We start from the raw sequence: 24,030 nt of genomic DNA on the forward strand, positions 1-24,030 counted from the left end.
GCAGAATCCTGCTTCTTAACGGAGCAGGATTTCTTTGAATACGATATATACTCCCATCACCAGTACAAACCAGCCGAATGCCGGTTTCAGACGCGCACCATTGATCTTTTTGGAAAGAGCCATTCCGATGAAAATACCCACCAGTGCAAACCCGACAACAGAGAGGAGAAAGCTCCAGTTAATTTCAAAAGCATGCAGGGAAAACAAAAATCCGATCAGGGAATTAATGGTAATGATGACCAGTGAAGTTCCAACTGCTGTTTTCATCGGGAGTTTCAGAAAATTGACCAGGGCCGGAATAATCAGGAACCCTCCTCCGGCTCCAACAAGTCCGGTCACAAAGCCGACAAATAATCCCTGGAGTATCAGGAATGACAAGTTCATCTTTTGCGGGTAGGATTCCACCGGATTCCGGTTTTTACGAATCATACCATAAGCCGCAGCAAGCATAAGGAGGGCAAATAAAAGCATGAGCAGCACATCTTTTGTAATCGTGAAGGATGCACTCCGGAAAATAACCCCGGGAATAGCCGGCACAACAAACATGCGGGTCAGAAAAATCATCAGAATGGAAGGCAGCCCGAAGGCAAGAACCGTTTTTCCGTCCACCAGTTTCTGCCGGAAGTAAAAAACAGAGCCTGCGAGGCTGGTGGTTCCGACAACAAAAAGGGAATAAGTAGTCGATAAGACCGGATTCACACTGAAAAGATAAACCAGTACCGGAACCGTGAGAATGCTCCCGCCTCCACCGATAAGTCCCAATAATAGCCCGATAAAGATAGAAGCGAAGTAACCAGCGATGTCCATTTTGTTGAATTGATTCCGCAAAATTGAATCAATTCAACAGCAACAACAGTTACTTTGGTTACACAAGCGTGATTTTATTCCGTCCCAATTGAACCACACCGTTTTCTTCCAGCTGTTTCAATAACCTGGAAACAACCACACGGGCAGTTCCCAGTTCGTTGGCGAGCTGCTCATGGGTGATCTGCACCAGCTTGCTACCAGTGAGTTCTGCTTTCTTGTTTAGAAGATTCAGCAGGCGCTCGTCCACCTTTTTGAATGCAATGGCATTGACAATTTCCAAAAGTTCTTCGAAACGTTTGTGGTATAAGCGGAAAATATAATCCAGCCATTGCGGGTATTCCTTGATAAACAGGGAAACCTTTTCGACCGGGAGAAACAGGATTTCAGCATCTTCCTCTACCTCGGCTTTTACCTTGCTGGTCTCGTTGTGCATACCGCCCAGGAACGACATGATGCAACTTTCACCGGCCTTGATGTAATACAGCAGGATTTCTCTTCCGTCTTCTTCCGTCCGGATGACCTTGAGTGTTCCTTTGATGACAATCGGAATGGAACGGATATGAGCATGTTCGTTTAGGATAACTTCACCCGCACGATACGTTTTTGCAATGCTGTATTGCTGTAGTTTTTGCACCAGCTCGGGAGAGGTTTTGAATGCGTCGATTTGTTCCAGGTTTTCCATGAATTAAAAGTACGATTTTTTCGGTCGGGGCTGACCGCTTTCCGCAGAATGCTGTTTTAATCCGCTCCTTTTCACTATTTTCGCTCATTCGGATTCAATGGATTTTTCACAGCAACATATTGCCGATTTCATTCATGCCCTGTCGGATATGCCCGTAGCAGATTCGCTGGTCAACCTGCCGGAGTCTTCTGCTGGAATGATTCATTTGGAAGCACTTCCCGACAAGCAATGGTCGGTGCAGGCAACCGGAGTGTGGAAATCGGTGTGGCAAACCGCATCCAGGTTCCGCCGGGAAGCAGACGTGAATTCCCTCTGCCTGATTTTCGGAGTGGTGCATTCCCGCATTCCCGGACGCGAATCGAAATCTCCTTTGTTGATCATTCCTCTGAACTGGCAGTATCAGCGCATCACCAACTCTCTGCAACTCGAATTGAACGAAGCAGGAGTGGAAGTGAATCCGTATATCCGCTTTTTGTATTCCGAATTGTCGGGAGAACCACTCGGGGAATTTCCGGAAGATTGGTCGCCGGAAGAACAGTTTTCGGAAATCAAACAACTGTTGGAGGCTTTGAATCCGGATTGCAGCGTTGAAAAGGAATTTGTCATCGGAAATTTCCATTACCACCGGTTCCACCTGTTGCGCGAACTGGAAGGAATCGAAAAATCAGATGCTCCGAAACCGCTGGTGAATCAGCTGCTCGGAAACGACTTCGGAACTCCGGAGCACTTGAATCTGCCGGAAGGATTACTCAGTCCGTCGGATATAGACCAGTTGCGGGTGTTCGATACATTGAAAGAAAAAAACGTTCTCCTGCAAGGACCTCCTGGAACTGGTAAATCGCAGGTTTTAATCAATATTCTCGGAAAATCGATCAAAAGCGAATTGAAAAGCTTAACAGTTTCCGAAAAACGGGTGGCACTGGAAGTCATTCTTAAAAAACTATCAGAATGTAACCTGGATGCTTTCGCATTTGTAATTCACAGTCAAACCCGGTCATCCGATTTGCTGAAACAACTCAAAACTACCTGGAACCTGCTGGAAGCTTCAGCTTTTGATTCGGGGAAAAACCTGCACCTTTCCGAACAACTGTATGCAAACCTGCAATTGGTACTCGACCGGCTGAACCTCCCGGACTACTTTTCCGGGGTCTCCTACGAGAACTTCTGCGATTTGGTGCAGGAAACACCGCTTGATGAAAGCAGATTTTCGACATTGGCTCCACCCGTAGACGAATGGCTGAAAGTGAAAAGTACTGTCCGGGAGCTGGATCAAAAACTCGGGGGTTTTTCCAGATTGAACGGCCTGAAACCGCGTTTTTTCGAACAATGGAACGGCGATCAGTTGGTGAAAGATATCCGGGAGAAATGGAACAATTTGCAGAAAAAACTGGGGCTTACTTCCCTGAAAGATCTGGATCAGATGATTTCCGTATTGGGACGTTGTCAACTGGTCGAAAACGAACACTATAAAGTATACAGCAGCCTGGTATGGAAACCGCGCGAATGGAAGAAATTCCAAAAGCAGGTACAAGCTTTTTCCGAACTGGAAGAACAACTGAACCGCGAAAAACAGGAAGTTGAAATCTGGAAACAAACGCCATCCAAAAGCCAGCTGGAATCCTGGGATCAGGCTGCTTCGTGGCTGCAGCTCCGGAAACGGAAGAAAGCCATTTCCCGCTTGTTGAAAGACGATTCGGTGTTGCCCGAAATCGCCGTTTCAAACTGGAAAAGTTACCTCGTAATCCTGGAAGAGTGGAAAAGCCTGGCGCGCTATTTCTCCGATCTGGGACTCAATCCGGTGAAACACGAACTGAATTTGGGACTGGTTTATGCTGCTTCATTGGAGCGGGAAAGCGGAACCTTGCTGAGTGAAATTGCAAGCTGGACTTCGGAGAAAAGACGCGCAGTGATTGCATGCGGTTCCGAATTGAACGCCTTACAAACAGCCTGGACGCAGTATTTCATGCGCGATGAAAATACGGATCCGGAAGCATTTCTGCTTCAGAAAGAACAGGATTTTGTGGTGCTCAGCGCAGCATACGAAACCCTGAAAAGGTTGCCGGCTTTCTTCTTTGAATTGATCGGACAGGTTGATTCCTGGCAGGAATTTCAGGCGCTGGTGCTCTTCAGTGCGCTCCGGAAAATCGAATCCCGGAACCCGGAATTGATTCAATTCTCCGGTCAGATATTGTACGAACGCCTGGATCAACTCATTGAAACGGAAAACGGCGAACAAAGCGATTTTGCGGCATCCATCCGCTACCGGATCTGGAAGCGCTTTGAAGCTTTTGAAACCCTCCTGCGCACGCCGGCTCAAAAGCTCACCCCGGAACAAAAAGAACAGAAAGTCCGTTTGAAAAAGGGGAAAGCCATCCTGGTGAAAGAATTTGCCAAAAGCAGAAATCACCTCGCGATCCGTAGGCTGCTGGAAAGTGAAGCGAAAGAATGGATTCAGCTCTTAATCCCCGTTTGGTTGGCAACTCCCAACCAGGTGGCTGATCATTTTCCACTCGAAGCCGGTTTATTCGACCTCGTTTTGTTCGATGAAGCAAGTCAGATTCCATTGCCGAATGCCCTGGGATCGTTGTTTCGTTCCAAACGGGCCCTGGTTGCAGGAGACGAACAGCAAATGGCTCCGACCAATTACTTCGGGAAACACTTCGGGTTTCACGACCTGCTTCACCAGGCGGCGTATTACTTCGAAAAAGTACCGCTTCGTCATCATTACCGCTCCGAAAACAGCGATTTGATCCGCTTTTCCAACACGCATTTCTACAAAAACGAATTGATCGTCTACCCTTCGGTTTCCGAAAAACAAGTCTTGTTTCACCACGAAATAGCAAACGGAATCTTCGATGAACGCCGGAACAGGGTTGAAGCAAAAGCCGTTGCCACTTTCCTGGAACAATTTCCGGAAGGAGAAAACAAAACCGTCGGGATTGTTGCTTTTTCGGAGGAACAGCTAAAAACCATTTGGTCGGAATGCACCGAACGCGTTCAGGAATGGATTTCTATCGGGCAGGAAGAAGGAACGCTGTTTTTCAAAGCGCTCGAAAACGTGCAGGGCGACGAAGCAGACGTGCTCGTTATCAGTCTCGGGTATGCCCGGAACCCGGATGGTGTGTTTCACATGCGCTTCGGGCCGCTAAACCAGGCCAACGGCTACAAACGCCTGAATGTCCTGCTGACGCGGGCGAAGAAAGAACTGCACTTTTTCAGTTCGGTTCATTCGCGTGATTTCCAATTGTCGGAAAACGAATCCGTGAACCTGTTGCGCAAATTCTTACTGGACCTGGAAGACAACCACTCCCGCATATCTCATACGGTTTTCCCGTACGACCTTCCGGTAGAAACCGGAGATGGAAATACGGCTCGTCTCCGCCACATCCATGCAAAAATTCCCAACTCGCGGGATTTGGTCACCTTTCACCGCCTGATGAAACAGCGCGGCTGGAAGTTGCTGTATGCTTGAAAAATGGTTTATTTCAAAATTGGCATCCCGATAGCTGTCAGGACGTAATTTTTTCCCGTATATTACCACCTTGTTACAGACTTATCGAACTGAAAATGAAAAAACTATTCTCCTCTCTGTGGTTTATTTCACTCGTTGCATGGGGTTTCGGTCAAACCGATCTCACAGCTGTTCAGCAGTATTTGCAGCAGCACGCTTCTCAATGGAATTTGAAATCAACCGACTTTGCAAATCTTGAATTTGTTTCCAGCGCTTCCTCCAATGCTCCGGGAACGAAACACCTGAAAATCAGGCAGACCAAAAACGGCTTTCCGGTCGAAAACGGTTTCGGGATCGTTACGGTTAAAAACCAGGAGGTTGTTCACGTGACTTCGAACTTTGTTCCCGTCACAGCGAATCCGGCAAATCAACCGGTGCTTTCGGCAGAAGATGCGGTGAAAAAAGCATTGGATCACTTGTCTTTGCCTCATACGACACTGAAACTGCTGAAAAACGATCACAACAGCTTTTTATTCGCAAAAGAAGGCTATTCGAAAGAAGATATCCCGGTCAAATTGGTGCTGGGAAACAACAACGGACAATTGCTTTACTTGTGGGATTTAAGCATCTACCCGCTCAATTCCGAACATTGGTGGTCGCTGAGATTGAATGCCCAGACGGGAGAAGTGATCTTTCAAAACGACTGGATTTCTCATTGCTCGTTTGAACACTGTGAAGAAGAAGCACATGCAAACACGCAGCAGCCATTTAGGAGTCCGCCACCACCTCCGGGAGCGGATCAATACCTCGTTTATGCGCTGCCGTTGATTAGCCCGGCACATGGCAACCGAAGTATGATCGTAAACCCTTCCGATCAACTATTTTCACCTTACGGCTGGCACGATACGGATGGTGTGATGGGAGACGAGTATACCATTACGAGAGGAAACAATGTGTATGCTTCTGACGATATTGACGACGATGATATTCCCGGATATTCCCCGGATGGCGGAGCAGCTTTGGACTTCGATTTTCCGTATGATTCTGCGGTCGGTGTGCAGGGGAACCTGGACGTAGTGATCACGAACCTGTTCTACATGAACAACATGATGCACGACATCTGGGCGCACTACGGCTTCGACGAGGAAAGCGGGAATTTCCAGGAAATGAATTATTCCGGAGCAGGACTCGGACAAGACTTTGTGTATGCCGATGCGCAGGACGGAAGCGGAACCAACAATGCCAATTTCGGAACACCTCCCGACGGACAAAATCCACGGATGCAAATGTACCTCTGGACTTCGAACAACGTTCCGGATTTACTTTCGGTAAACGCGCCCGCTTCGTTGGCAGGGTCTTACTCTTGTTCCACGGCCGGTTTCGGCCCTCCGGTTCCTTTTACCCCGATCACAGAAGATGTGGTGCTCGTACTGGATGACGGAACTGACCCGAATGATGGGTGTGGTGTGATTTCCAACGGCGCGGCGATCTCCGGAAAAATTGCGTTGGTAAGAAGAGGAAGTTGTACGTTCGCTCAAAAAGTAGAAGCCTGCCAAAACCTCGGAGCAGTTGCCGTCATTGTGATGAACAATACCGGAACGGGAACCCAGGCCATGGGAGGAAGTTCCAGTACAGTGACGATTCCGTCCATCATGATTTCAAAACCAAACGGAGATGCGTTTGTGACCCAAATCCAGGGTGGAACCACGATCAATGCAACGATCGTAAACCCGGGAGATTTGACAGCAACTGATTCCGACCTCGACAACATGATCATTGCACACGAATACGGACATGGAATTTCGACCCGTTTAGTGGGTGGAGCAGACCTGGCTGATTGTTTGTATAATGAAGAACAAATGGGAGAAGGCTGGTCAGACTGGTTCGGGCTGATGCTGACCCAAACAGCTGCTGATCAGGCGGGAGACGGACGCGGAGTAGGAACCTATGTCATCAACGAACCGAACAATGGAACGGGAATTCGTCCTGCACCGTATTCCACCGATTTTGCAATCAACGGATATACGTATGCGAATACGAACAGCCAGGCATTGACCATGCCGCACGGAATTGGTTTTGTATGGGCAACGATGCTTTGGGATTTGAACTGGGCCCTGATCGAAGAATATGGTTTTGATCCGAACCTCAAAACAGGAACCGGAGGAAACAACATGGCGATGAAGCTTGTTATTGAAGGATTGAAGTTGACGGCTTGCGAACCCGGTTTTGTGGATGGCCGCGACGGAATCCTGGTGGCAGATGAACTGCTCTACAACGGAGCGCACAAATGCCTGATCTGGAAAACTTTTGCCCGAAGAGGTTTGGGATATTCCGCAGACCAGGGAAGTTCGGATGACCGTTCGGACCAGGTAGAAGCTTTTGATTTACCACAGGAATGCACGCTCGGTTTGCAGGAAAACAAACAATCTTCGCTCCAGGTATTCCCGAATCCTTCGAATGGCGTGTTGACGATTAAGCATGCAAATGAAGGAATTCAATCCGTTGAATTGATTGATCTGAGTGGAAAAACCGTTCTGCAACAGTCCGTTTCAGGGAATGAGATCCGTGTGGAAATCAGTTCGCTGAAAAAAGGATTGTACCTGCTGAAAGTGCTTTCTGAGAAAGGATACGAAGTAATCCGGGTTGAGAAACTGTAGCACGATTTTTGTTTGAAAGGGTGAAAACCTTGCTTTCGATGAGAAACCTCCTGATTTGCTCTTTTTTAGGGGCCGCATTGTTGTATGCGATTTTACATGTTCCCGGAAAGGAAAAAAGATGGGTAGCGGTTCATTTTCCGGGAAATCCGGGTCTTGTTCTGAATCCGCTGGATGCCATTTTGGGCGAAAAACGATTGGACGACGGCACGTTCCGGAAGGCAAATTTTGATTCGATTCTGCGGATCAGGGCTTCTTTTCTGAAAGATTCATCTGAGTTGTACACCGTTCGGGAAATAACTGAAAACGTGTTTTTACTGACCCGGAAAAAATTCTATTACGATAACCGATGCTATTCTTTGTTGGTGAAAACCAGTGGAGATTCCATTTGTGCTTTTCATGTAATCAGTGATTTTCCCGTAAAAGGTGCTGTGTACGCGGATGAGAAAATCTACACAATCAGTGATGATTACGATGAAATACCCAGTCCGTGGCATGCGACCTATACCGTAAAGGTCACGTGTTATGATTTACATTTCCGGGAACTATGGGTGACTGCTTCCCTGCCCAATAAAGGGTATTTCTTTTACGGAACCAGTCTCGAAAGGAAAGAGCATAACCTGTTGGCAGGGATTGTTGTTCAAAGCGAGGGAAGCTCCACGATGTGTACAACGAGTTATCGGGTCAAATTAGCAATGTCCGGAGAACTTTTGCCGGAAAAAACAGAATATATAGACGGATATGGATGCGGTCCGGAGCTGCGAAGGGATGAAGTGCCGCTACTGTTCCGCCATGAAAAAACACCTATTCGCTGATCTTTTGAAACAGAACGTTCTGAAGCGATCCCATGTTGTAGGACCTGACTTCTGAATCGGATGGCCCTTTCTTTCCCGCAGTGACTTCGAAATACAGGGTGTCGCCGCGCAATTCGTAGGTGGAAGTGAGCAGGATTTCTTCCGTTTCGAATACGGAAATCAAGCGATTTACGAATAGATATCCATCTATTTTGATATCGTCACCTTCATCTGTCTGGTACCGGTTTTTCCCTTTGTATATCAACTGATACGGCTTCACAAGAGGCAGTTTTTTGGACAAATAATTCATTTTCCATCCGAAAACAGAATCATTTTGCTGTGTTACTTCCAGGACTACCGGAACGCTATCAGTCAGTTTACCTTGCGTGTACATGTACATGGTTCCTTTCCAGCGTCCTGCACACCGGTTCCCGAAATCACTTTGTGCGAATGTGCTGTTTGAAAGCAGTATCAGCAAGGTGATATTCAACAATGCGAAGATGCTTCGTTTAATGCGCATCCAGCCAGTTTTCAGCTAATTCCATTTCCACCTCCATCGGGACAGAAAGCGAAATGGCGTTTTCCATGGCTTCCTTCACCAGTTTTTTCATGATTTCCTGCTCGTCGTTGTGTACGTCGAATACCAATTCATCGTGTACCTGCAAAATCATTTTCGATTGCACGTTTGCTTCCTTCATCGCTTTGTCAACTGCCACCATGGCGAGTTTGATGATATCCGCAGCCGAACCCTGGATCGGGGCATTGACCGCATTTCGCTCGGCAAAACCTCTCACAACCGCATTTGCTGAATTGATATCCGGCAAGTAGCGGCGGCGCTGCATGATCGTTTCCACATACCCGTTTTCACGTGCATCCTTCACCGCTTTGTCCATGTAGGATTTAATGGTCGAATACTGGGCAAAGTACGCATCGATGATTTGTTTTGCTTCCGTACGGCTGATTCCCAGGTTTTGGGAGAGGCCGAATGCCGACTGTCCGTAAATGATTCCGAAGTTCACTGCTTTGGCAGCGCTACGCTGATCTTTCGATACTTCGTCCAGTTCCAGGTGGAACACTTTTGCCGCAGTTGCGCGGTGAATATCCAGTTTGTCTTTGAACGCCTGGATCATGTTGGTATCGTTTGCCAGTGCAGCGATGATGCGCAATTCAATTTGGGAATAATCCGCTGACATGAGTTTGTAATCTGCCGATCGGGCAATAAACGCCCTGCGGATTTCCTTTCCGCGTTCGCTGCGGATCGGGATGTTTTGGAGGTTCGGGTTGTTGGAACTCAAACGCCCCGTAGCCGTAACGGTCTGCATGTAGCTCGTGTGAACTCTGCCGTCGACCGGATCTTTCATGGTCGGAAGCGGATCCACGTAAGTCGATTTCAGCTTCTTCATCTGGCGGTAATCCAGGATCAGCGGAATGATCTCGTGGTCGTTTTTATGTTGCTGCAAAATATCTTCCGACGTGGCATATTGCCCGGTCTTTGTTTTTTTCGCTTTGGAAGAAATATTCAGATGTTCGAACAGGATATCACCCAATTGTTTCGGAGAATCCACGTTGAAATCAACTCCAGCCAGCTCCTTGATCTTCTTTTCCAGTTCAGTTGTTTCCTCCGCCAGTTGCTTCGAATAGGCTTCCAGGTGTGGGATATCAATCGCAATTCCTTCTTCTTCCATTCCCGCCAATACCGAAACGAGCGGCATTTCCATGTCGTAGAACAGTTTTTTCAGGTGATCTTTCTCAATCTGCGGAGCGAAAAGCTGTTTCAGCTGGAAAGTAATATCCGCATCTTCACATGCGTAATCACAAATCGCTTCAGGAGCAAGATCGCCCATATTTCCCTGGCCTTTTCCTTTTTTACCGATCAATGTTTCGATGCTGATCGGAGTGTAATTCAAATAGTATTCTGCCAGGAAATCCATTCCTTGTTTGGATTCCGGCTGGATGAGGTAGTGCGCAATCATAGTATCGAACAAAGGCCCGTCGAACCGCACACCGTAACGATGCAGTACCTGCATGTCATACTTCATGTTGTGCGCAATTTTTTCAATCGATTGGTGTTCGAAGAACGGTTTGAACTCGTCTACAATCGATTGAGCTTGCTCCTGGTCTTTCGGAACGGCAACATAATACCCTTCACGCTCTTTGAATGAAAAAGACATTCCTACCAGCTTGGCATGCAGTGCATTGACATCCGTTGTTTCCGTATCAAAACACACGGATTTTTGGTTCAGTAATTTAGTTAGTAACGCTTTACGTTCTTCCGGAAGCGTTACCAAATGATACGATGGTTTTTCCGTTGCAATCGTTTTCACACCGCTGGTTGGTTGCGCCTGCTGCACCTCTACCAGGCTTTGCGTTCCGAACAGGTCGAGTTGTCCGTTTTCATTGGGAACTGCGGTCACCACAATCTCTTCTCCCGTCACGCGTTTGGCGAGGTTGCGGAATTCGAGATCGGTAAAGATTTCCAGGATGGCATCCCGGTTCGGTTCTTTGGTTCTCAGTTCTTCTGCATCGAATTCAACCGGTGCATCAAGGATAATGGTCGCCAGGATTTTGGAAATAATTCCCTGATCTTTGAAATTGATCATGTTTTCCTTCATCTTCCCTTTGAGCTGTTCCACGTTTTCGAACACCCCTTCCATCGATCCGTAATCTGCAATGAGTTTTTTGGCGGTTTTCTCTCCCACACCGGGAATTCCCGGAATATTATCGGCCGCATCACCCCACAATCCCAGGATGTCGATGACCTGCATCGGGTCGTTTACTTCAAACTTCTCACAGACTTCTTTTACTCCCATAATCGTTGCGGGATCTCCGCCCCGGCCGGGTTTGTAAATGAAAATATTCTCGCTTACCAACTGCCCGAAATCCTTATCCGGGGTCATCATGTACGTTTGGAAACCTTCTTTCTCCGCCATTTTGGCCAGCGTTCCGATCAGATCATCCGCTTCATAACCGTCTACCACATACATCGGGATGCGGAATGCCTCAATTACACGCTTGATCGGTTCAATCATGTTGCGGATGTCCTCCGGCATTTCCTCCCGGTGGGCCTTGTAGTCTGCAAAGTCCACATTCCGGTTGGTCGCTCCTCCCGGCGGATCAAAAACCACGGCAATGTGAGTCGGTTTCTCCTTGTTGAGAATGTCAATCAGCACATTGGTAAACCCAAAAGCAGCAGAAGTATTCTGGCCTTTGGAATTGACGCGCGGATTTTTGGCAAATGCAAAATAGGCCCGGTAGATGAGGGCGAAAGCATCCAGCAAAAACAATTTTTTATCTGATTGTGGAGTAAGCATACTTTTCGAGAATTGTGAAGTACAAGTTTAAGGCAATTTAGGCAAATTGACAGCGATTTTCTGGAATGTTTTATTCAACGGAGTAGGAAATCAGGGATCAAACCAGGGACCTCCTAATTAACAACCCAGCTTGTATAACTATTTCAAACCCCCTGTTTTCCGGTTTCGATTCCCCCGAAATTTATAGCGTGATCAAAGTGCTCAAACTGACCGTCATTTACGGCATTGTTTTCCTGCTGGGCTATCTCGGAACAGGAATAACACTCTATTACCTGAAACCAGGAGTAAAAATGCTTCCGGAATTTGTAGAAAACATCCTCGACGGTGGTGAAACCTGGAAAGTACAATACCCGGAAACGGGAGATCTCACAATGTTTGATCAACAGGTATTGAATCCGGAGGCACACAATCCGGAAGAGGAAATTCTCTTCACAGACGATTACAACTCCAAAAACGGGATCTTCTGCTTTCGCGGAAATGCCCAGCGCAATGCTCCTGCGAGAGGCTTGCTGAAAGGGAAACCAACAAAAATCCGGCTGGATTGGGAGTTTACCACCGGGTATGACGGACGCACTACCGAATACGGTTCCTGGGGCGGTGGTTCCGGGTGGACGGGACAGCCACTGGTCGTCAAATGGCCGGAGAAAACTGCTTTGCGCCTGTTTGGAATGGATGCCAAATTTGCGAAGCAGCGCAATTTCCGCGAGGTGATTGTGGGGAGCTTGTGTGGCGATATCTATTTCATCGACTGGAAAAGTGGCCAGGCAACAAGGCCTCCTGTGAGCATAGACAACCCGATCAAAGGAACCGTTTCCGTCGATCCGCGGATGAACGGATTGCTTTACGTGGGACAGGGAATTAAGAACGGAGACCGCTTCGGAGCATACGTGTTCAACATGTTTACCGGGAAAGAAATCTTTTTCCGCAGTGGATTGGATCCGAAAGCACGCAGAAATTGGGGGGCTTTCGACAGCAATTCACTCATTGATGCGAAAAGCGGTTATTGGTTTCACCCGGCAGAAAACGGACAGATTTACAAAACAAACGTGTCGGACAACCGCGAAATTCCGCAGGCGGCGATTTTCAACTACCGCATTTCGAAACACCCCGATTTGGGAATTGAATCGAGTTTCGGAGCGTGGAACAACCTCGGCTGGTTCGGTGACAACGGCGGAAATGTATTCTGTTTGAACCTCATGACCATGCAGCCCGTTTGGTACCTCGATAACTTCGACGATACAGATGCTTCCATGGTGATCGATCTGCAGGAAGACGGACACCCGTTTCTTTATACCGGGAACGAAGTGGACAAACAGGGCGAAAACGGGAAAGCATATATCCGAAAAATTGACGGACTCAACGGGAAGGAAATCTGGAATGTCTCACGAAAATCGACCAACACGAAAGTAGGGGGAAGAGTCAATTCCGGTGGTGTACTGGCTTCGGTACTGCCCGGGAAGAAGAAAGCAAACCGCCTGGTTTACGGAATCTTTTCGCGCGTTAACGGAAGCATGGCCGGTGAATTTGTAGCGATCGACAAACTAACGGGCAAAGAGAAATTCTCCATCCCGATGGATTTTTATAGCTGGGCTTCACCGATCGACCTCTACGATCAAGCGGGGAACTGTTACGTTTTCTTTACGGACGTTTATGGAACCATCTACCTGATCGACGGTGTGAGCGGGAAAATCATCTACAAAGAAAAAACAGACTGCGTATGGGAATCCTCACCGGTTGCCTGGGGAAATCGCATCGTGGTTGGAAGCCGCGGCCGGAAAATTGTGAGCTTTGTGATCGAGTAAGGGCTGTCTTCGACTCCGCTCAGCCAGCCTACTACAAGCCGTGTCCATTCGAGTGCGGAGCGTATCGAGAATACACGGCAATAGGGTTTCTTGTCTCGATACATTCCAAATTGCGTAAACTATATTTGGAATACTCGACAAGACAACCCTGGTTATTACTTCATTCAAAAACGAAAACCGTATCTTTGTTTCCGATGGAAAACTCAAAACGACCGCTCATTTTTGTCACCAACGACGACAGTCTTCACGCCAAAGGAATTGCATCCCTGGTAGCTGTTGCACGCGAGTTTGGTGACGTTGTAGTTATTGCTCCCGATAAGCCTCAATCCGGGATGGGACACGCCATAACAATCTCACATCCGATCCGCCTCACGCGTTCCGATATCTTTGAAGGAATTGAAGCGTATTTGTGCAGCGGCACTCCGGTTGACTGTGTGAAACTGGCCGTTTACGAAGTACTGCACCGCAAACCGGATTTGGTTATTTCGGGAGTGAATCACGGGTTGAATTCATCCACCAACGTACTGTACTCCGGAACGATGTCGGCGGCAGTGGAAGGTGCGATGGAACACATTCCGAGTATCGGGTTTTCCTACGGGGATTTTGACTCCGATGCGGATTTTTCCGCGCCGATGGCTGTTGCCCGTCAGGTAATTCCTCAAATCCTGGAGAGCGGACTTCCGCAGGGAGTTTGTCTCAATGTCAACATTCCGAAAGGCCCTGTTGAAGCATTGAAAGGAATTGAAGTGTGCCGCCAGGCGTATGCGTTTTGGGAAGACCGCTTCGATAAACGCCTTGATCAGTTCGGAAGACCGTATTACTGGCTCACGGGAACCTTCGACTCGCGCGAAGATGCAACCGACACCGACCTGCATTTCCTCGATATGGGTTACGCAACCATCGTCCCGACCCAGTTTGACCTCACGGCGCATAAAACCATAGAAGCACTGAAGAATATCTTTCCTTCGAAGTCATTTTAAGGAAAGCAGATTGCTTTCGGAATAAAGAGCACGACAGGGTACTTCGGGACGTGATTGTATAAAAATGTCAAAAAGGACTTTTTTTAGGGATTAAGTCGTTACTTAGCCGGAAAATGTGAATTTTGTATCAAAAAGCTGGAAAATGAAAGCAAGATTTAAGTGGAATATACGGGTAACAGTTGGTATGGTCATCGGCGTGTTGTCTCCGATCATTCTTATTCCGTTAACGGTTCTCGTGATTGCATGGGCGCAAAATTTCTATTTTTCCGTATTGTGGGATAAATTTTTCAGTGACCTGGCGGTTATGAGCAAACTCCTTTCGCTTTCCATCATTCCAAACCTGATTTGGTTCTATGTGTTCCTGAACAAAGAGCGTTATGACCTGGCACGCGGAATCATTATCGGTTCGGCACTGCACCTTCCGTTCATCTTATACGTCAACTTGCTGCGTTAATGGGGAAGAAGCTGTATATCATTTCCGGGGAAGCCTCCGGGGATTTGCACGGAGCAAATGTGATGAAAGAACTGTATGCCCAGGAGCCGGATCTCGATATCCGTTTTTGGGGTGGAGATAAAATGCAGGCAGTAGGCGGAACGATGGCCAAACACATCCGCGATTTGGCATTTATGGGTTTTGTGGAAGTGTTGAAAAACCTGCCGACCATTTTGCGGAATATCCGTTTTTGCAAAGAAGACATCCTGGAATTCAAACCGGATGCCCTGTTGCTCATCGATTACCCGGGATTCAACATGCGGATTGCGGAATGGGCCAAAAAGAACAACATCAAAGTATACTATTATATTTCACCGACCGTTTGGGCCTGGAAAGAAAACCGGGTACACAAAATCAAGCGGGACGTATTCAAACTCTTCTGTATTTTCCCGTTCGAAGTGGATTTTTACAAAAAACACCACTACGATATTGAGTTTGTCGGTCATCCCTTACTGGATGAAATCGAACAATACCAGCAGCAGGCAGATCAGCAATTGAAACTGGAACCTTCCGACAAGCCGATTATTGCGATGCTTCCGGGGTCGAGAAAGCAGGAATTGCGTACCAAACTTCCGGTCATGCTTCCGTTGGTGGATTTGTTTCCGCAGTATCGTTTTGTGATTGCCGGCGCACCGAATATGGAACTGGCCATGTACCAGCAATTGATTGGCGACAAGCCGGTTGAAATCGTTTACGGACAAACCTATCCCTTATTGCAGCAGGCAGAAGCAGCGGTAGTTACTTCCGGAACGGCAACGCTTGAAACAGGATTGTTTGAAGTGCCGCAGGTTGTTTGCTACATCGGGAACGCCATTTCATACCAGATTGCGAAACGATTGGTCAAAATAAAATACATCTCGATTGTAAACCTCATTTTGGACAGGCCTTCCGTGGTGGAACTCATTCAGCACGACTGTACGACCGAAAAACTTGCAGCCGAGCTGGGAGCGGTTATTAAAGGCGGAGAACGGCGTGAACAGATCCTGGAAGACTACGCAGAATTGAAAAAAATGCTTGGAAAAGGAGGGGCTTCTAAAAAAGTTGCACAATCGGTGTTGAAAACTATTTGAGTTCGAATCGATTTCCGTTTTGAACGGAACTAATTTTGTAGGATGTTGCGCTTACTCGTGCTCATAGGGTTTATTTTTCCGGCTTTCGTATTTTCTCAGCAAATGCGGATTGGCGTTCTGCGCGATTATTCCGTTCAGCGGATTGTTTTCGCCTATTCCGACGGAAGTTACAACGTGTTCGGAGATACGACGTTGTACGCAACCCTGCTCCCAAGTGAATTTGCCGATTTATCCATCAAGAACGGAAACCAGATTTCCCTCAAAATCGGGGTGAAAGAAGTGGCCGTTGTTTCCAAAGTGGTATTGGTGGCTACCAAATTGAATCAATCCTTAGTGTATTCTACCAAATCACCTTCCACCAAAGAACGCAAATACAAAGACGATGTAGAAATCACGGTTCAAAACGGAGCATTGACCATCGTGAACCTGGTCGATATCAACAATTACCTGAGCGGAGTGGTAGAATCTGAAGGTGGTGGCGGAAGAGAAATCGAATACTACAAAGTACAGGCTTTGATGAGCCGCACCTACGCATTGAAGTATAAAAACCGCCATCAGAAGGAAGGTTTTGATCTGTGTGACCGCACACATTGCCAGGCATACCACAACCAGTTACGTTTAAACCCGGTTATTGATTCGGCTGTTTTGAAAACGGAAGGAATGGTGATGGTGGATCAGAACAACAGCCTGGTGGATGCTTATTTTCATGCCAATTGTGGTGGACAAACCTCCGAGCCGGATTATGTCTGGAACAATAAAATTCCGTACCTGAGTACGTTTAAAGACACGTTCTGCATCTACACGAAGCAAGCTACCTGGGAAAAACGGATTCCACAAACCGAATGGATGGAGTACCTTGTGACGACGTTTCATTACCCGGTAAACGATTCCGTTCTGGGGCCGATGATCTATACCTTCAATCAACCGGATCGCTACGCATTCTATCAATATCCGTGGTTGGGAATTCCGCTCAGAGATATCCGCGAACATTTCAAACTGAAATCAACGTTCTTCAATTGTTACCCGGAAGGAGCTGATGTGGTGCTTCGTGGGCGGGGTTACGGACATGGAGTGGGGCTTTGCCAGGAAGGAGCGATGAAAATGGCTAAATACGGCTTTAGCTACGTGCAAATTGCCTTGTATTATTTCCCGGGAGTCAAAGTAGTGAATTACCTCGAACAGCAATACTTCAATCAACGGCCGAAAATTGCAGAAATAGACTAGGTTAGAAGTTGAAAGGGAAAAGTTAAAATTGAAAAAGAGTTAAGACGTTTAGAAGCAAGAGTCATGACGAATTTGTCTGAATAATTCAGTCTTGACTCTCTAAGTCTTGTCTCTTGACTCTTTATTTATAAGTAATCACAAAAATATCCTCATCGTCTTTCTTGAACATTTTTTCCTCCCGTGCCAATTTTTCGAGGTAGGATAAGTCCTTGATCTGCGACAACACATATTTCGTTTCCTTTAGTTTCAGCGCCATTTCCGATTGCGTGGAACGCAGTGCCGAAAGCTTTTTGTTCTGGTTGATGATCGTGAAAATATCCACTTCGTCCAAAAACAAATTGTACACCAGGAAAATACTGATTGCCAGGATATACTTGTTTTTAAAGATGAACAGATACTTTTTCATACGCTAAAGGTAGTGAATCGTTCAGGGGGATTGTTGGTCTGAAGCACCGAGATATCCTCTTGAGAATGTTAATAGCGCCACTCATGTATTCTCAATACCCCGGAAATACCCGGGACTCGGATTGATAGGAGTTAGCACAAAAAAAGCCCTGGCATTTCGACTTCGCTCAATGACCAGGGCTTTACGTATCTTGAAAAGACGGAATTAATTCACAATCTCGTCGTATTTTGTTTTGAAGTCTTCGTTGCCTTCGTACCACTGAGCCACTTTACCCAGAAGCGTTCTTGCTTTGTCTACCTGCTTGCTGGAAACATAACATTCAGCCGTTTGCAGAATTCCCATCATCAGCAGGTCTTTTTCTGCTTTTGACCAGGACTCAATATCACTCACCGATTTCAGCATGGTTTCGGCTTCTTTCCAGGCGGTATTTGCACCTCCTTTATCGGAATTGCGGTATTTACACACACCGTCGAGGTATTTTGCCCCGATGCTTGTCAGGTTGATCTTGTAATACTTCAAAACCCAGGTTGCTGCTTTTTTGTAATCCGGAGTTTCGATTTCGTTTTTGATCATTTCAACCAAACTGTTTTTGAATTCATCATAGAACTCTGCATATTCGGTTTGAACTTCACCGGATTTATCGTATTTGATACTCTTTCCCAATTCGCCGATGGCTTCCTTGTAGGCATTCTTATACTTTTCGTCTGCGGTTCCGCTCAGGGAAACCTTGTAAAGCCCGCGAGCCATCCACATGTGTGGAAGTGCATCTGCTTTCGTTTTGTCGCTCAGAACATATTTTTCAGATGCGCGAACCAATTTCTCATAGTCGCCGTCTGCATATAGAATGCGCAAATCGTTATATTCAGGTGCCTGGGCAGTCAGTAATTTTGTAGTAAGCAAAGCACCGATCAGAACAAACTTTTTCATAATATTTCTTTTTCGTTGAATAGGTTAAAACCAAGAACTATGCCGAATGTACGAAAACTTTTAAGGAAAGTTTCGTTCCGCACTATAAATTACGGTTCTGTTACGCGATTGATACTAAATTAATTCAATTGAAAAAGGATAATTCCGAATCAGGAGACAAGACTTGGAGAGACAAGATATTTTTTCAGAGTCAGGAGTCAAGAAAAATAACCGGTTATCGGAATATATTCAGTCTTGACTCCTGAAGTCTTGTCTCTAATCTTTTAACTTTTCAATTCTCACTCTTATACTGAGCGGAGTCGAAGTATCAATTACTCTGCGCTTTGAATGAGCAAATCCAGGATTTTCTGTGCCGCTTTCGAGATTTTCGTTCCCGGCCCGAATACACCGAACACGCCTGCATCATACAGGAAATCATAATCCTGCGCAGGAATCACACCTCCGGCAACCACCATAATATCCGGTCTTCCCAGTAAACGAAGTTCCTCGATAACCTGTGGAACCAGTGTTTTATGTCCCGCCGCAAGCGATGAAACTCCAAGCACGTGTACATCGTTTTCCACAGCCTGTTTGGCTGCTTCTTTCGGTGTTTGGAATAAGGGCCCGATGTCGACATCAAAACCAATATCCGCAAAGGATGTTGCAATGACTTTGGCTCCGCGGTCGTGTCCGTCCTGACCCATTTTAGCGATCATGATCCGCGGTCTGCGTCCTTCCAGTTTGGCAAAAGTCTCCACGAGTTCTTTCGCTTTTTCAAAATCTTTATCGCTCATACTTTCTGCTGAATAAACGCCGCTGATGGAACGGATGGTTGCCTGGTGTCTTCCGAAAGTTGCTTCCATAGCTTGCGAAATTTCTCCCAGCGAAGCGCGTTCACGGGCACATTCCACTGCAATTTCCAGTAAGTTTCCGGTTCCTGTACGTGCCGCTTCTGCCAGTTTGTCCAAGGCCGCTTTCACGCGTTCCGGGTTGCGGGTTTCACGGAGTACTCTCAGGCGTTCCAATTGCGATTCGCGTACCTTCGTATTGTCCACTTCGAGAATGTCGATCGCGTCCTCTTTTTCCAGCTGGTAGCGGTTCACGCCTACAATAATATCTTTTCCTGCATCAATACGAGCCTGCTTTCTGGCAGCGGCTTCCTCGATGCGCATTTTCGGAATCCCGGTTTCGATCGCTTTCGCCATGCCGCCCAGCTCCTCTACTTCCTGGATGAGCTTCCAGGCCTCGTTTACCAGTTCTTCGGTTAATTTCTCCACGTAATAACTGCCGCCCCACGGATCAATGATGTCCGTCATGCCGGTTTCCTGCTGCAGGTAAATCTGGGTGTTGCGGGCAATCCGTGCGGAGAAATCCGTTGGAAGTGCAATGGCTTCATCCAGTGCATTGGTGTGCAGCGACTGTGTTCCTCCGAATCCTGCAGCCATTGCTTCGATGCAGGTTCTCGCCACGTTGTTGAACGGATCCTGCTCGGTCAAACTCCAACCGGAAGTTTGACAGTGGGTGCGCAGTGCCAGGGATTTTTCATTTTTCGGGTTGAACTGCGAAACCAGTTTGGCCCAAAGCAGCCTTCCTGCACGCATTTTAGCAATTTCCATGAAGTGATTCATCCCGATCGCCCAAAAGAAGCTCAAACGGGGCGCAAACGTGTCCACATCCATTCCTGCATTGATTCCTGCACGCAGGTATTCCAAACCATCAGCCAGTGTATAAGCCAGCTCGATACTCGCGGTTGCTCCGGCTTCCTGCATGTGGTAGCCGGAAATCGAAATAGAATTGAAGCGCGGCATTTTCTCTGCGGTATAGGCAAAAATGTCTGCGATGATCCGCATCGACGGAGCAGGCGGGTAGATGTAGGTATTTCGCACCATGAACTCTTTCAGAATGTCATTCTGAATCGTTCCGGAAAGTTCTTCCTGTTTTACACCCTGCTCTTCGGCGGCAACAATGTAGAAAGCCATAATTGGAATCACGGCTCCGTTCATAGTCATCGATACCGACATTTCATTGAGCGGAATCTGGTCGAAGAGAATCTTCATATCCAGGATGGAATCAATCGCTACCCCGGCTTTTCCAACGTCACCTACCACGCGTTCGTGATCCGAGTCATAGCCGCGGTGCGTTGCCAGGTCAAAAGCAACTGAAAGTCCTTTCTGACCGGCTGCCAGGTTTCTGCGGTAAAATGCATTGGATTCTTCCGCGGTAGAGAAACCGGCATACTGGCGGATGGTCCACGGACGAATGGCGTACATGGAACCGTAAGGTCCTCTGAGAAACGGCGCTTTTCCACTGATGAAACCCAGGTGTTCGGATTCTTTCAGGTCGTTTTCGTTGTAATAACTCGCCAGTTCAATTTTCTCCGGAGTTACAAAAACACCTTTCTCCGCTGTTCCGGTTTGAGTTCCGGAACTGAACGATACGTTTTCGAATGATTTGCGGATACTCATAGCGTTTGTTCTAAAATTAACGGATTCAGTCCGTTCCAGCATGCAGGAACAGCGGCCCATTCATGATTAATTTGTTCCGGGTTCGGGAAAATATTGATCCCGATCCGTTTTTCGGTTTTGTCTTTCAGTTCGCTCACACGAAGTGCTGCTTTTTCGCTGATTTCTGTGCTGAGGCTTGTTCTTACCTCCGAATTGGTGATGCCTCCGTTTCGCTCAATCCACTGGAAAGAGCTCCAGGCGCGTTCCGCGATGGTTTCAGTCAGTGAATCCAGTGCGTAGGAACCTCCTGCCGGATCGATCACGATCTGCAGATAGGATTCTTCCTTCAGCAGCAGGGAAATATTGGTTGCCATCCGGCGGGTGAACTGCGTGTTCGGTTGTTTGGAATACCAGTCATACGGCTGAATATTCAAATGGTTGATCCCGCCCAAAATTGCCGACATTGCCTCTGTGGTTTGGCGCAGCAGGTTGGTATATGGATCTTTAATACTGGTATTGACAAAAGTTGTTCGCGCAGTAATGGTTGGTGCAAGCGAATGCTGTTGTTTTGGTTCGTAAGCGTTTACGATCTGTGCCCAGCAGGATCTGAACGCCCGGATTTTTGCCAGTTCGAAAAAGTATTTGCTCCCGATTCCGAAGGTGAAATGAATGGAACTTGCTGCGGTGTCACAATCCGTTCCTTTGTCGAGTTGTTTCACCAGCAATTCGTGTCCTTCAGCCAGTGCAATGGCCAATTCCTGCCACGTGGTCCCTCCGGCTTGCTGCACGGAAGAAGCATCGATGTGGAAAAGCTTCGTGTTGGATTGTACCGGAAGTGCTGCTTGCAATAACGCGTCGTTGTCGGAATAATCGATCAGAACCGGAGCATCTTTCACAAATGCCAGGAACTGGCGGATTTGTTCCACCGTTTGCGCCCGAAAAGTGGTGTGGATGAATGACAATCCGACTTCCTGAAGCAGGGTTTCGAAATCAATGGATTCCGGAGTTGACGCTTCCAGGATCACGTGATCGGTTCCGGACATAAGTGCGGCAATGATTTCCCGGTTGCTTTCCGGTTCATTCCCGATGCGGAATGTGGTTGCAATCGTCCAGTCATTGTTTTCCGCCCCGGTTCCCCGTGTGTAGGGTGCTTGTCCCGGATCAGAAAAATGTGCTTTCTGGTCTTCCCGGTGAAAATAGCTCGGAAAAGCAATTTCTTCTACCCGGTTGATCTTGTTTAAAGTATCGATTGATTCACCCTTTAGCTCCTTTTTCAGAATGGCAATCCACTCTTCTTTGGAACTGGTTTGGAAGGATGAGAATAAATCAGTCATGTCTCACTAGTTTAAATATCTAATTGATCGCTTTCGGATCGTTGCTGCTTTCGATTGCGGGAAAAGGGTTGGCGTTGGTGTCTTTGGAAGTCATCAGGATGTAGACTGCGGTTGAAATCATGGAAGTCAATACCGGAGCCGTGATAATCCCTATTACCGGAACTTTGATCAGAAGGGTGAAAAGAGCTCCCGTGATGAGCATGTAGCCCATTTTTGAAAAACCGATCCCCCAGCTTTTGAAAAGATTTTGTCCGTGGCGTTCCATGCTGTAATCGTAGAACGAAAACCCTACGAAAAACGATGCGATCAGGAAGAACACGCTTTCTCCGATAAAATCAGGAAGTGCCCAGGAGAACAGCCACCAGATTGCCAGGAACATGTATTCCAGGAACAGGGCGCTGATCACAATCAGGATCATACGCAGGAAATCATTGACCAGCCGGATGAAGTCGAACTTGAATTCACGCCCGGTGAGGTAGCTGTCAAATTTCTCGGAGAGAATACAATTAACCGGCGAGAGCACTACGAGGATCACAAATTTGTAGAATTCCGAGACAATGAGGTCGAAAATGCTGAAAACGCCGTCGGCCAGCCAGGAAATAGCGCCACCTACAATCGGAATATCGTCTCCGGCATGTACAATGGCAAGGGCGCGTTTCGCCTGGAACATAAAGTAGAGGTAGATCAATCCGACGATTAATCCGGGGATAAAATAGAGCAGGAATTTTCCTTTTAGTAGGGTTTTGGCTACCTGTTCTATACCTGTCCAGTGATGTTTAAAGGCTTGAACCATGACATTGTCGTTTCGGATTCAAATATACAAAGAACTTAAAGAGTTCAAACGGTTGAAAGCGTTCAAAAGGAGGAATCCTTTGAACCGTTTACTTTTGAACGTTCAATCCGTTGGGTTGTAATTGGAGGTATGATTCGAAAATGGATACTTATCAGTCCGGTCTTTTGGGTTTTTGGTTGTTTTGCTCAAACGATCCAACTGTTTCCAAAACCAAATACGGATTCTCTCCGGGCAGATTCCCTTCAACGAATCGGCGCATTTCCGGAATATTTTCGTCTGTATGTGCAGGAATTAAAAAAGGAAGAACAGAGCCTGGATCAGGTGGTGTGTATCAAAAGGAGATATCCGGATGTGTTTGTTCGTGAGTTCCGGAAAGGAAGGAGTCCGCTCATGTTTGGAGAGCTTATTGCTGTTGATACGCCGGCGTTTTCTGATAACACCAGGGAGAAGATGAAACAGTTGATTCACTATGAAGGTTATTTAGGATTCAGAAATACCAAGCTGAACCAGGTTGAGCTGGTTTCATACAACCAAAGAGGAAGTGTGACCTGGAGCGCTCTTGTTTCGAACGACCGGAAAGCCATCCTCATTTATCTATCCACGGATTATTTGAATGCGCCGGGATTTGATCCGAATTGGTATTATTATCATGAAGGTGTTTTGGTGGCGGTTCAGGATGCCTGTTCAATCGTTACTTCTGAGCATGAATTGTCCCGTTTTCTTATGATGAGATCCCTTCCGGAGTTCGTTTTGATGGTTTTTGAACTGGGGAATCAGATAGTGCAAACCGAATAATTGATGAAAGATGTGGTCCTGTTGCTTATTTGTAACTAAGTACTCTGTTATCTTTCCCACAGATGTGCAGATTAGGGCGAGCCT

At 47.0% G+C, this 24,030-nt stretch carries 18 protein-coding genes; 9 read left to right on the forward strand and 9 right to left on the reverse strand.

Annotated elements, in window-relative coordinates; translation table 11 throughout:
• Nucleotides 1–15: 15 nt before the first annotated feature.
• Together ABDV94_RS16580 and ABDV94_RS16585 are read right to left on the reverse strand one after the other, a co-directional pair.
• Complete coding sequence (locus tag ABDV94_RS16580; RefSeq protein ID WP_343748332.1) at nucleotides 16–807, reverse strand: sulfite exporter TauE/SafE family protein; 792 nt, start codon at nucleotides 805–807, stop codon at nucleotides 16–18.
• 58 nt (nucleotides 808–865) lie between these two features.
• Complete coding sequence (locus ABDV94_RS16585; protein ID WP_343748333.1) at nucleotides 866–1,489, reverse strand: Crp/Fnr family transcriptional regulator; 624 nt, start codon at nucleotides 1,487–1,489, stop codon at nucleotides 866–868.
• Between the two features lie 97 nt (nucleotides 1,490–1,586).
• On the opposite strand from ABDV94_RS16585, the gene ABDV94_RS16590 reads away from it, so the two are divergent.
• The 3 genes from ABDV94_RS16590 (at nucleotide 1,587) to ABDV94_RS16600 (ending at nucleotide 8,409) form a co-directional block, all read left to right on the forward strand.
• Nucleotides 1,587–4,961, forward strand: coding sequence for an ATP-binding protein (locus ABDV94_RS16590; protein WP_343748334.1), 3,375 nt, complete (start codon nucleotides 1,587–1,589; stop codon nucleotides 4,959–4,961).
• Nucleotides 4,962–5,056: 95 nt separating this feature from the next.
• Nucleotides 5,057–7,597, forward strand: a complete 2,541-nt coding sequence (locus ABDV94_RS16595; RefSeq protein WP_343748335.1) for a T9SS-dependent M36 family metallopeptidase — start codon at nucleotides 5,057–5,059, stop codon at nucleotides 7,595–7,597.
• Between the two features lie 38 nt (nucleotides 7,598–7,635).
• A complete protein-coding gene (locus ABDV94_RS16600; protein WP_343748336.1) occupies nucleotides 7,636–8,409 on the forward strand; it encodes a hypothetical protein in 774 nt (257 codons plus the stop codon).
• Here ABDV94_RS16600 and ABDV94_RS16605 read toward each other — a convergent pair.
• Nucleotides 8,399–8,908: a hypothetical protein gene (locus ABDV94_RS16605; protein WP_343748337.1), complete on the reverse strand. Its 510-nt coding sequence runs from the start codon at nucleotides 8,906–8,908 to the stop codon at nucleotides 8,399–8,401. The genes ABDV94_RS16600 and ABDV94_RS16605 overlap by 11 nt on opposite strands.
• The gene (gene polA, locus ABDV94_RS16610) at nucleotides 8,898–11,699 is read right to left on the reverse strand and encodes a DNA polymerase I (RefSeq protein WP_343748338.1); all 2,802 of its coding nucleotides are present in this window, start codon (nucleotides 11,697–11,699) and stop codon (nucleotides 8,898–8,900) included. Before polA ends, ABDV94_RS16605 begins: the two co-directional genes overlap by 11 nt.
• Nucleotides 11,700–11,887: 188 nt before the next feature.
• Between polA and ABDV94_RS16615 the strand changes: the two genes are divergently transcribed.
• The 5 genes from ABDV94_RS16615 to ABDV94_RS16635 all read left to right on the forward strand — a co-directional run bounded on the left by ABDV94_RS16615 (nucleotide 11,888) and on the right by ABDV94_RS16635 (nucleotide 17,268).
• Nucleotides 11,888–13,501, forward strand: coding sequence for a hypothetical protein (locus tag ABDV94_RS16615; protein ID WP_343748339.1), 1,614 nt, complete (start codon nucleotides 11,888–11,890; stop codon nucleotides 13,499–13,501).
• Nucleotides 13,502–13,695: 194 nt separating this feature from the next.
• Nucleotides 13,696–14,481, forward strand: a complete 786-nt coding sequence (gene surE, locus ABDV94_RS16620) for a 5'/3'-nucleotidase SurE (RefSeq protein WP_343748340.1) — start codon at nucleotides 13,696–13,698, stop codon at nucleotides 14,479–14,481.
• A 142-nt stretch (nucleotides 14,482–14,623) separates the two neighbouring features.
• Entirely contained in the window at nucleotides 14,624–14,935 is a 312-nt protein-coding gene (locus ABDV94_RS16625; RefSeq protein WP_343748341.1) for a hypothetical protein, read from the forward strand.
• Nucleotides 14,935–16,044, forward strand: coding sequence for a lipid-A-disaccharide synthase (lpxB, locus tag ABDV94_RS16630; protein WP_343748342.1), 1,110 nt, complete (start codon nucleotides 14,935–14,937; stop codon nucleotides 16,042–16,044). Before ABDV94_RS16625 ends, lpxB begins: the two co-directional genes overlap by 1 nt.
• A gap of 42 nt (nucleotides 16,045–16,086) precedes the next feature.
• A complete protein-coding gene (locus tag ABDV94_RS16635) occupies nucleotides 16,087–17,268 on the forward strand; it encodes a SpoIID/LytB domain-containing protein (protein WP_343748343.1) in 1,182 nt (393 codons plus the stop codon).
• Nucleotides 17,269–17,389: 121 nt separating this feature from the next.
• Here ABDV94_RS16635 and ABDV94_RS16640 read toward each other — a convergent pair whose 3' ends face one another.
• The 5 genes from ABDV94_RS16640 to ABDV94_RS16660 form a co-directional block, all read right to left on the reverse strand.
• Nucleotides 17,390–17,674, reverse strand: a complete 285-nt coding sequence (locus ABDV94_RS16640; protein ID WP_343748344.1) for a hypothetical protein — start codon at nucleotides 17,672–17,674, stop codon at nucleotides 17,390–17,392.
• 204 nt (nucleotides 17,675–17,878) lie between these two features.
• Nucleotides 17,879–18,601, reverse strand: a complete 723-nt coding sequence (locus ABDV94_RS16645) for a hypothetical protein (protein ID WP_343748345.1) — start codon at nucleotides 18,599–18,601, stop codon at nucleotides 17,879–17,881.
• A gap of 311 nt (nucleotides 18,602–18,912) precedes the next feature.
• Complete coding sequence (gene scpA, locus ABDV94_RS16650; RefSeq protein WP_343748346.1) at nucleotides 18,913–21,045, reverse strand: methylmalonyl-CoA mutase; 2,133 nt, start codon at nucleotides 21,043–21,045, stop codon at nucleotides 18,913–18,915.
• Nucleotides 21,042–22,358 (reverse strand): methylmalonyl-CoA mutase family protein, encoded by a 1,317-nt coding sequence (locus ABDV94_RS16655; protein ID WP_343748347.1) that lies wholly within the window; start codon nucleotides 22,356–22,358, stop codon nucleotides 21,042–21,044. Before ABDV94_RS16655 ends, scpA begins: the two co-directional genes overlap by 4 nt.
• 19 nt (nucleotides 22,359–22,377) lie before the next feature.
• Nucleotides 22,378–23,151, reverse strand: coding sequence for a hypothetical protein (locus tag ABDV94_RS16660; RefSeq protein ID WP_343748348.1), 774 nt, complete (start codon nucleotides 23,149–23,151; stop codon nucleotides 22,378–22,380).
• A gap of 129 nt (nucleotides 23,152–23,280) precedes the next feature.
• Between ABDV94_RS16660 and ABDV94_RS16665 the strand changes: the two genes are divergently transcribed.
• Entirely contained in the window at nucleotides 23,281–23,946 is a 666-nt protein-coding gene (locus ABDV94_RS16665; RefSeq protein ID WP_343748349.1) for a hypothetical protein, read from the forward strand.
• The last annotated feature ends 84 nt before the right edge of the window (nucleotides 23,947–24,030 follow it).

The organism is Fluviicola sp., from assembly GCF_039596355.1.
Classification (GTDB): domain Bacteria; phylum Bacteroidota; class Bacteroidia; order Flavobacteriales_D; family Crocinitomicaceae; genus Fluviicola.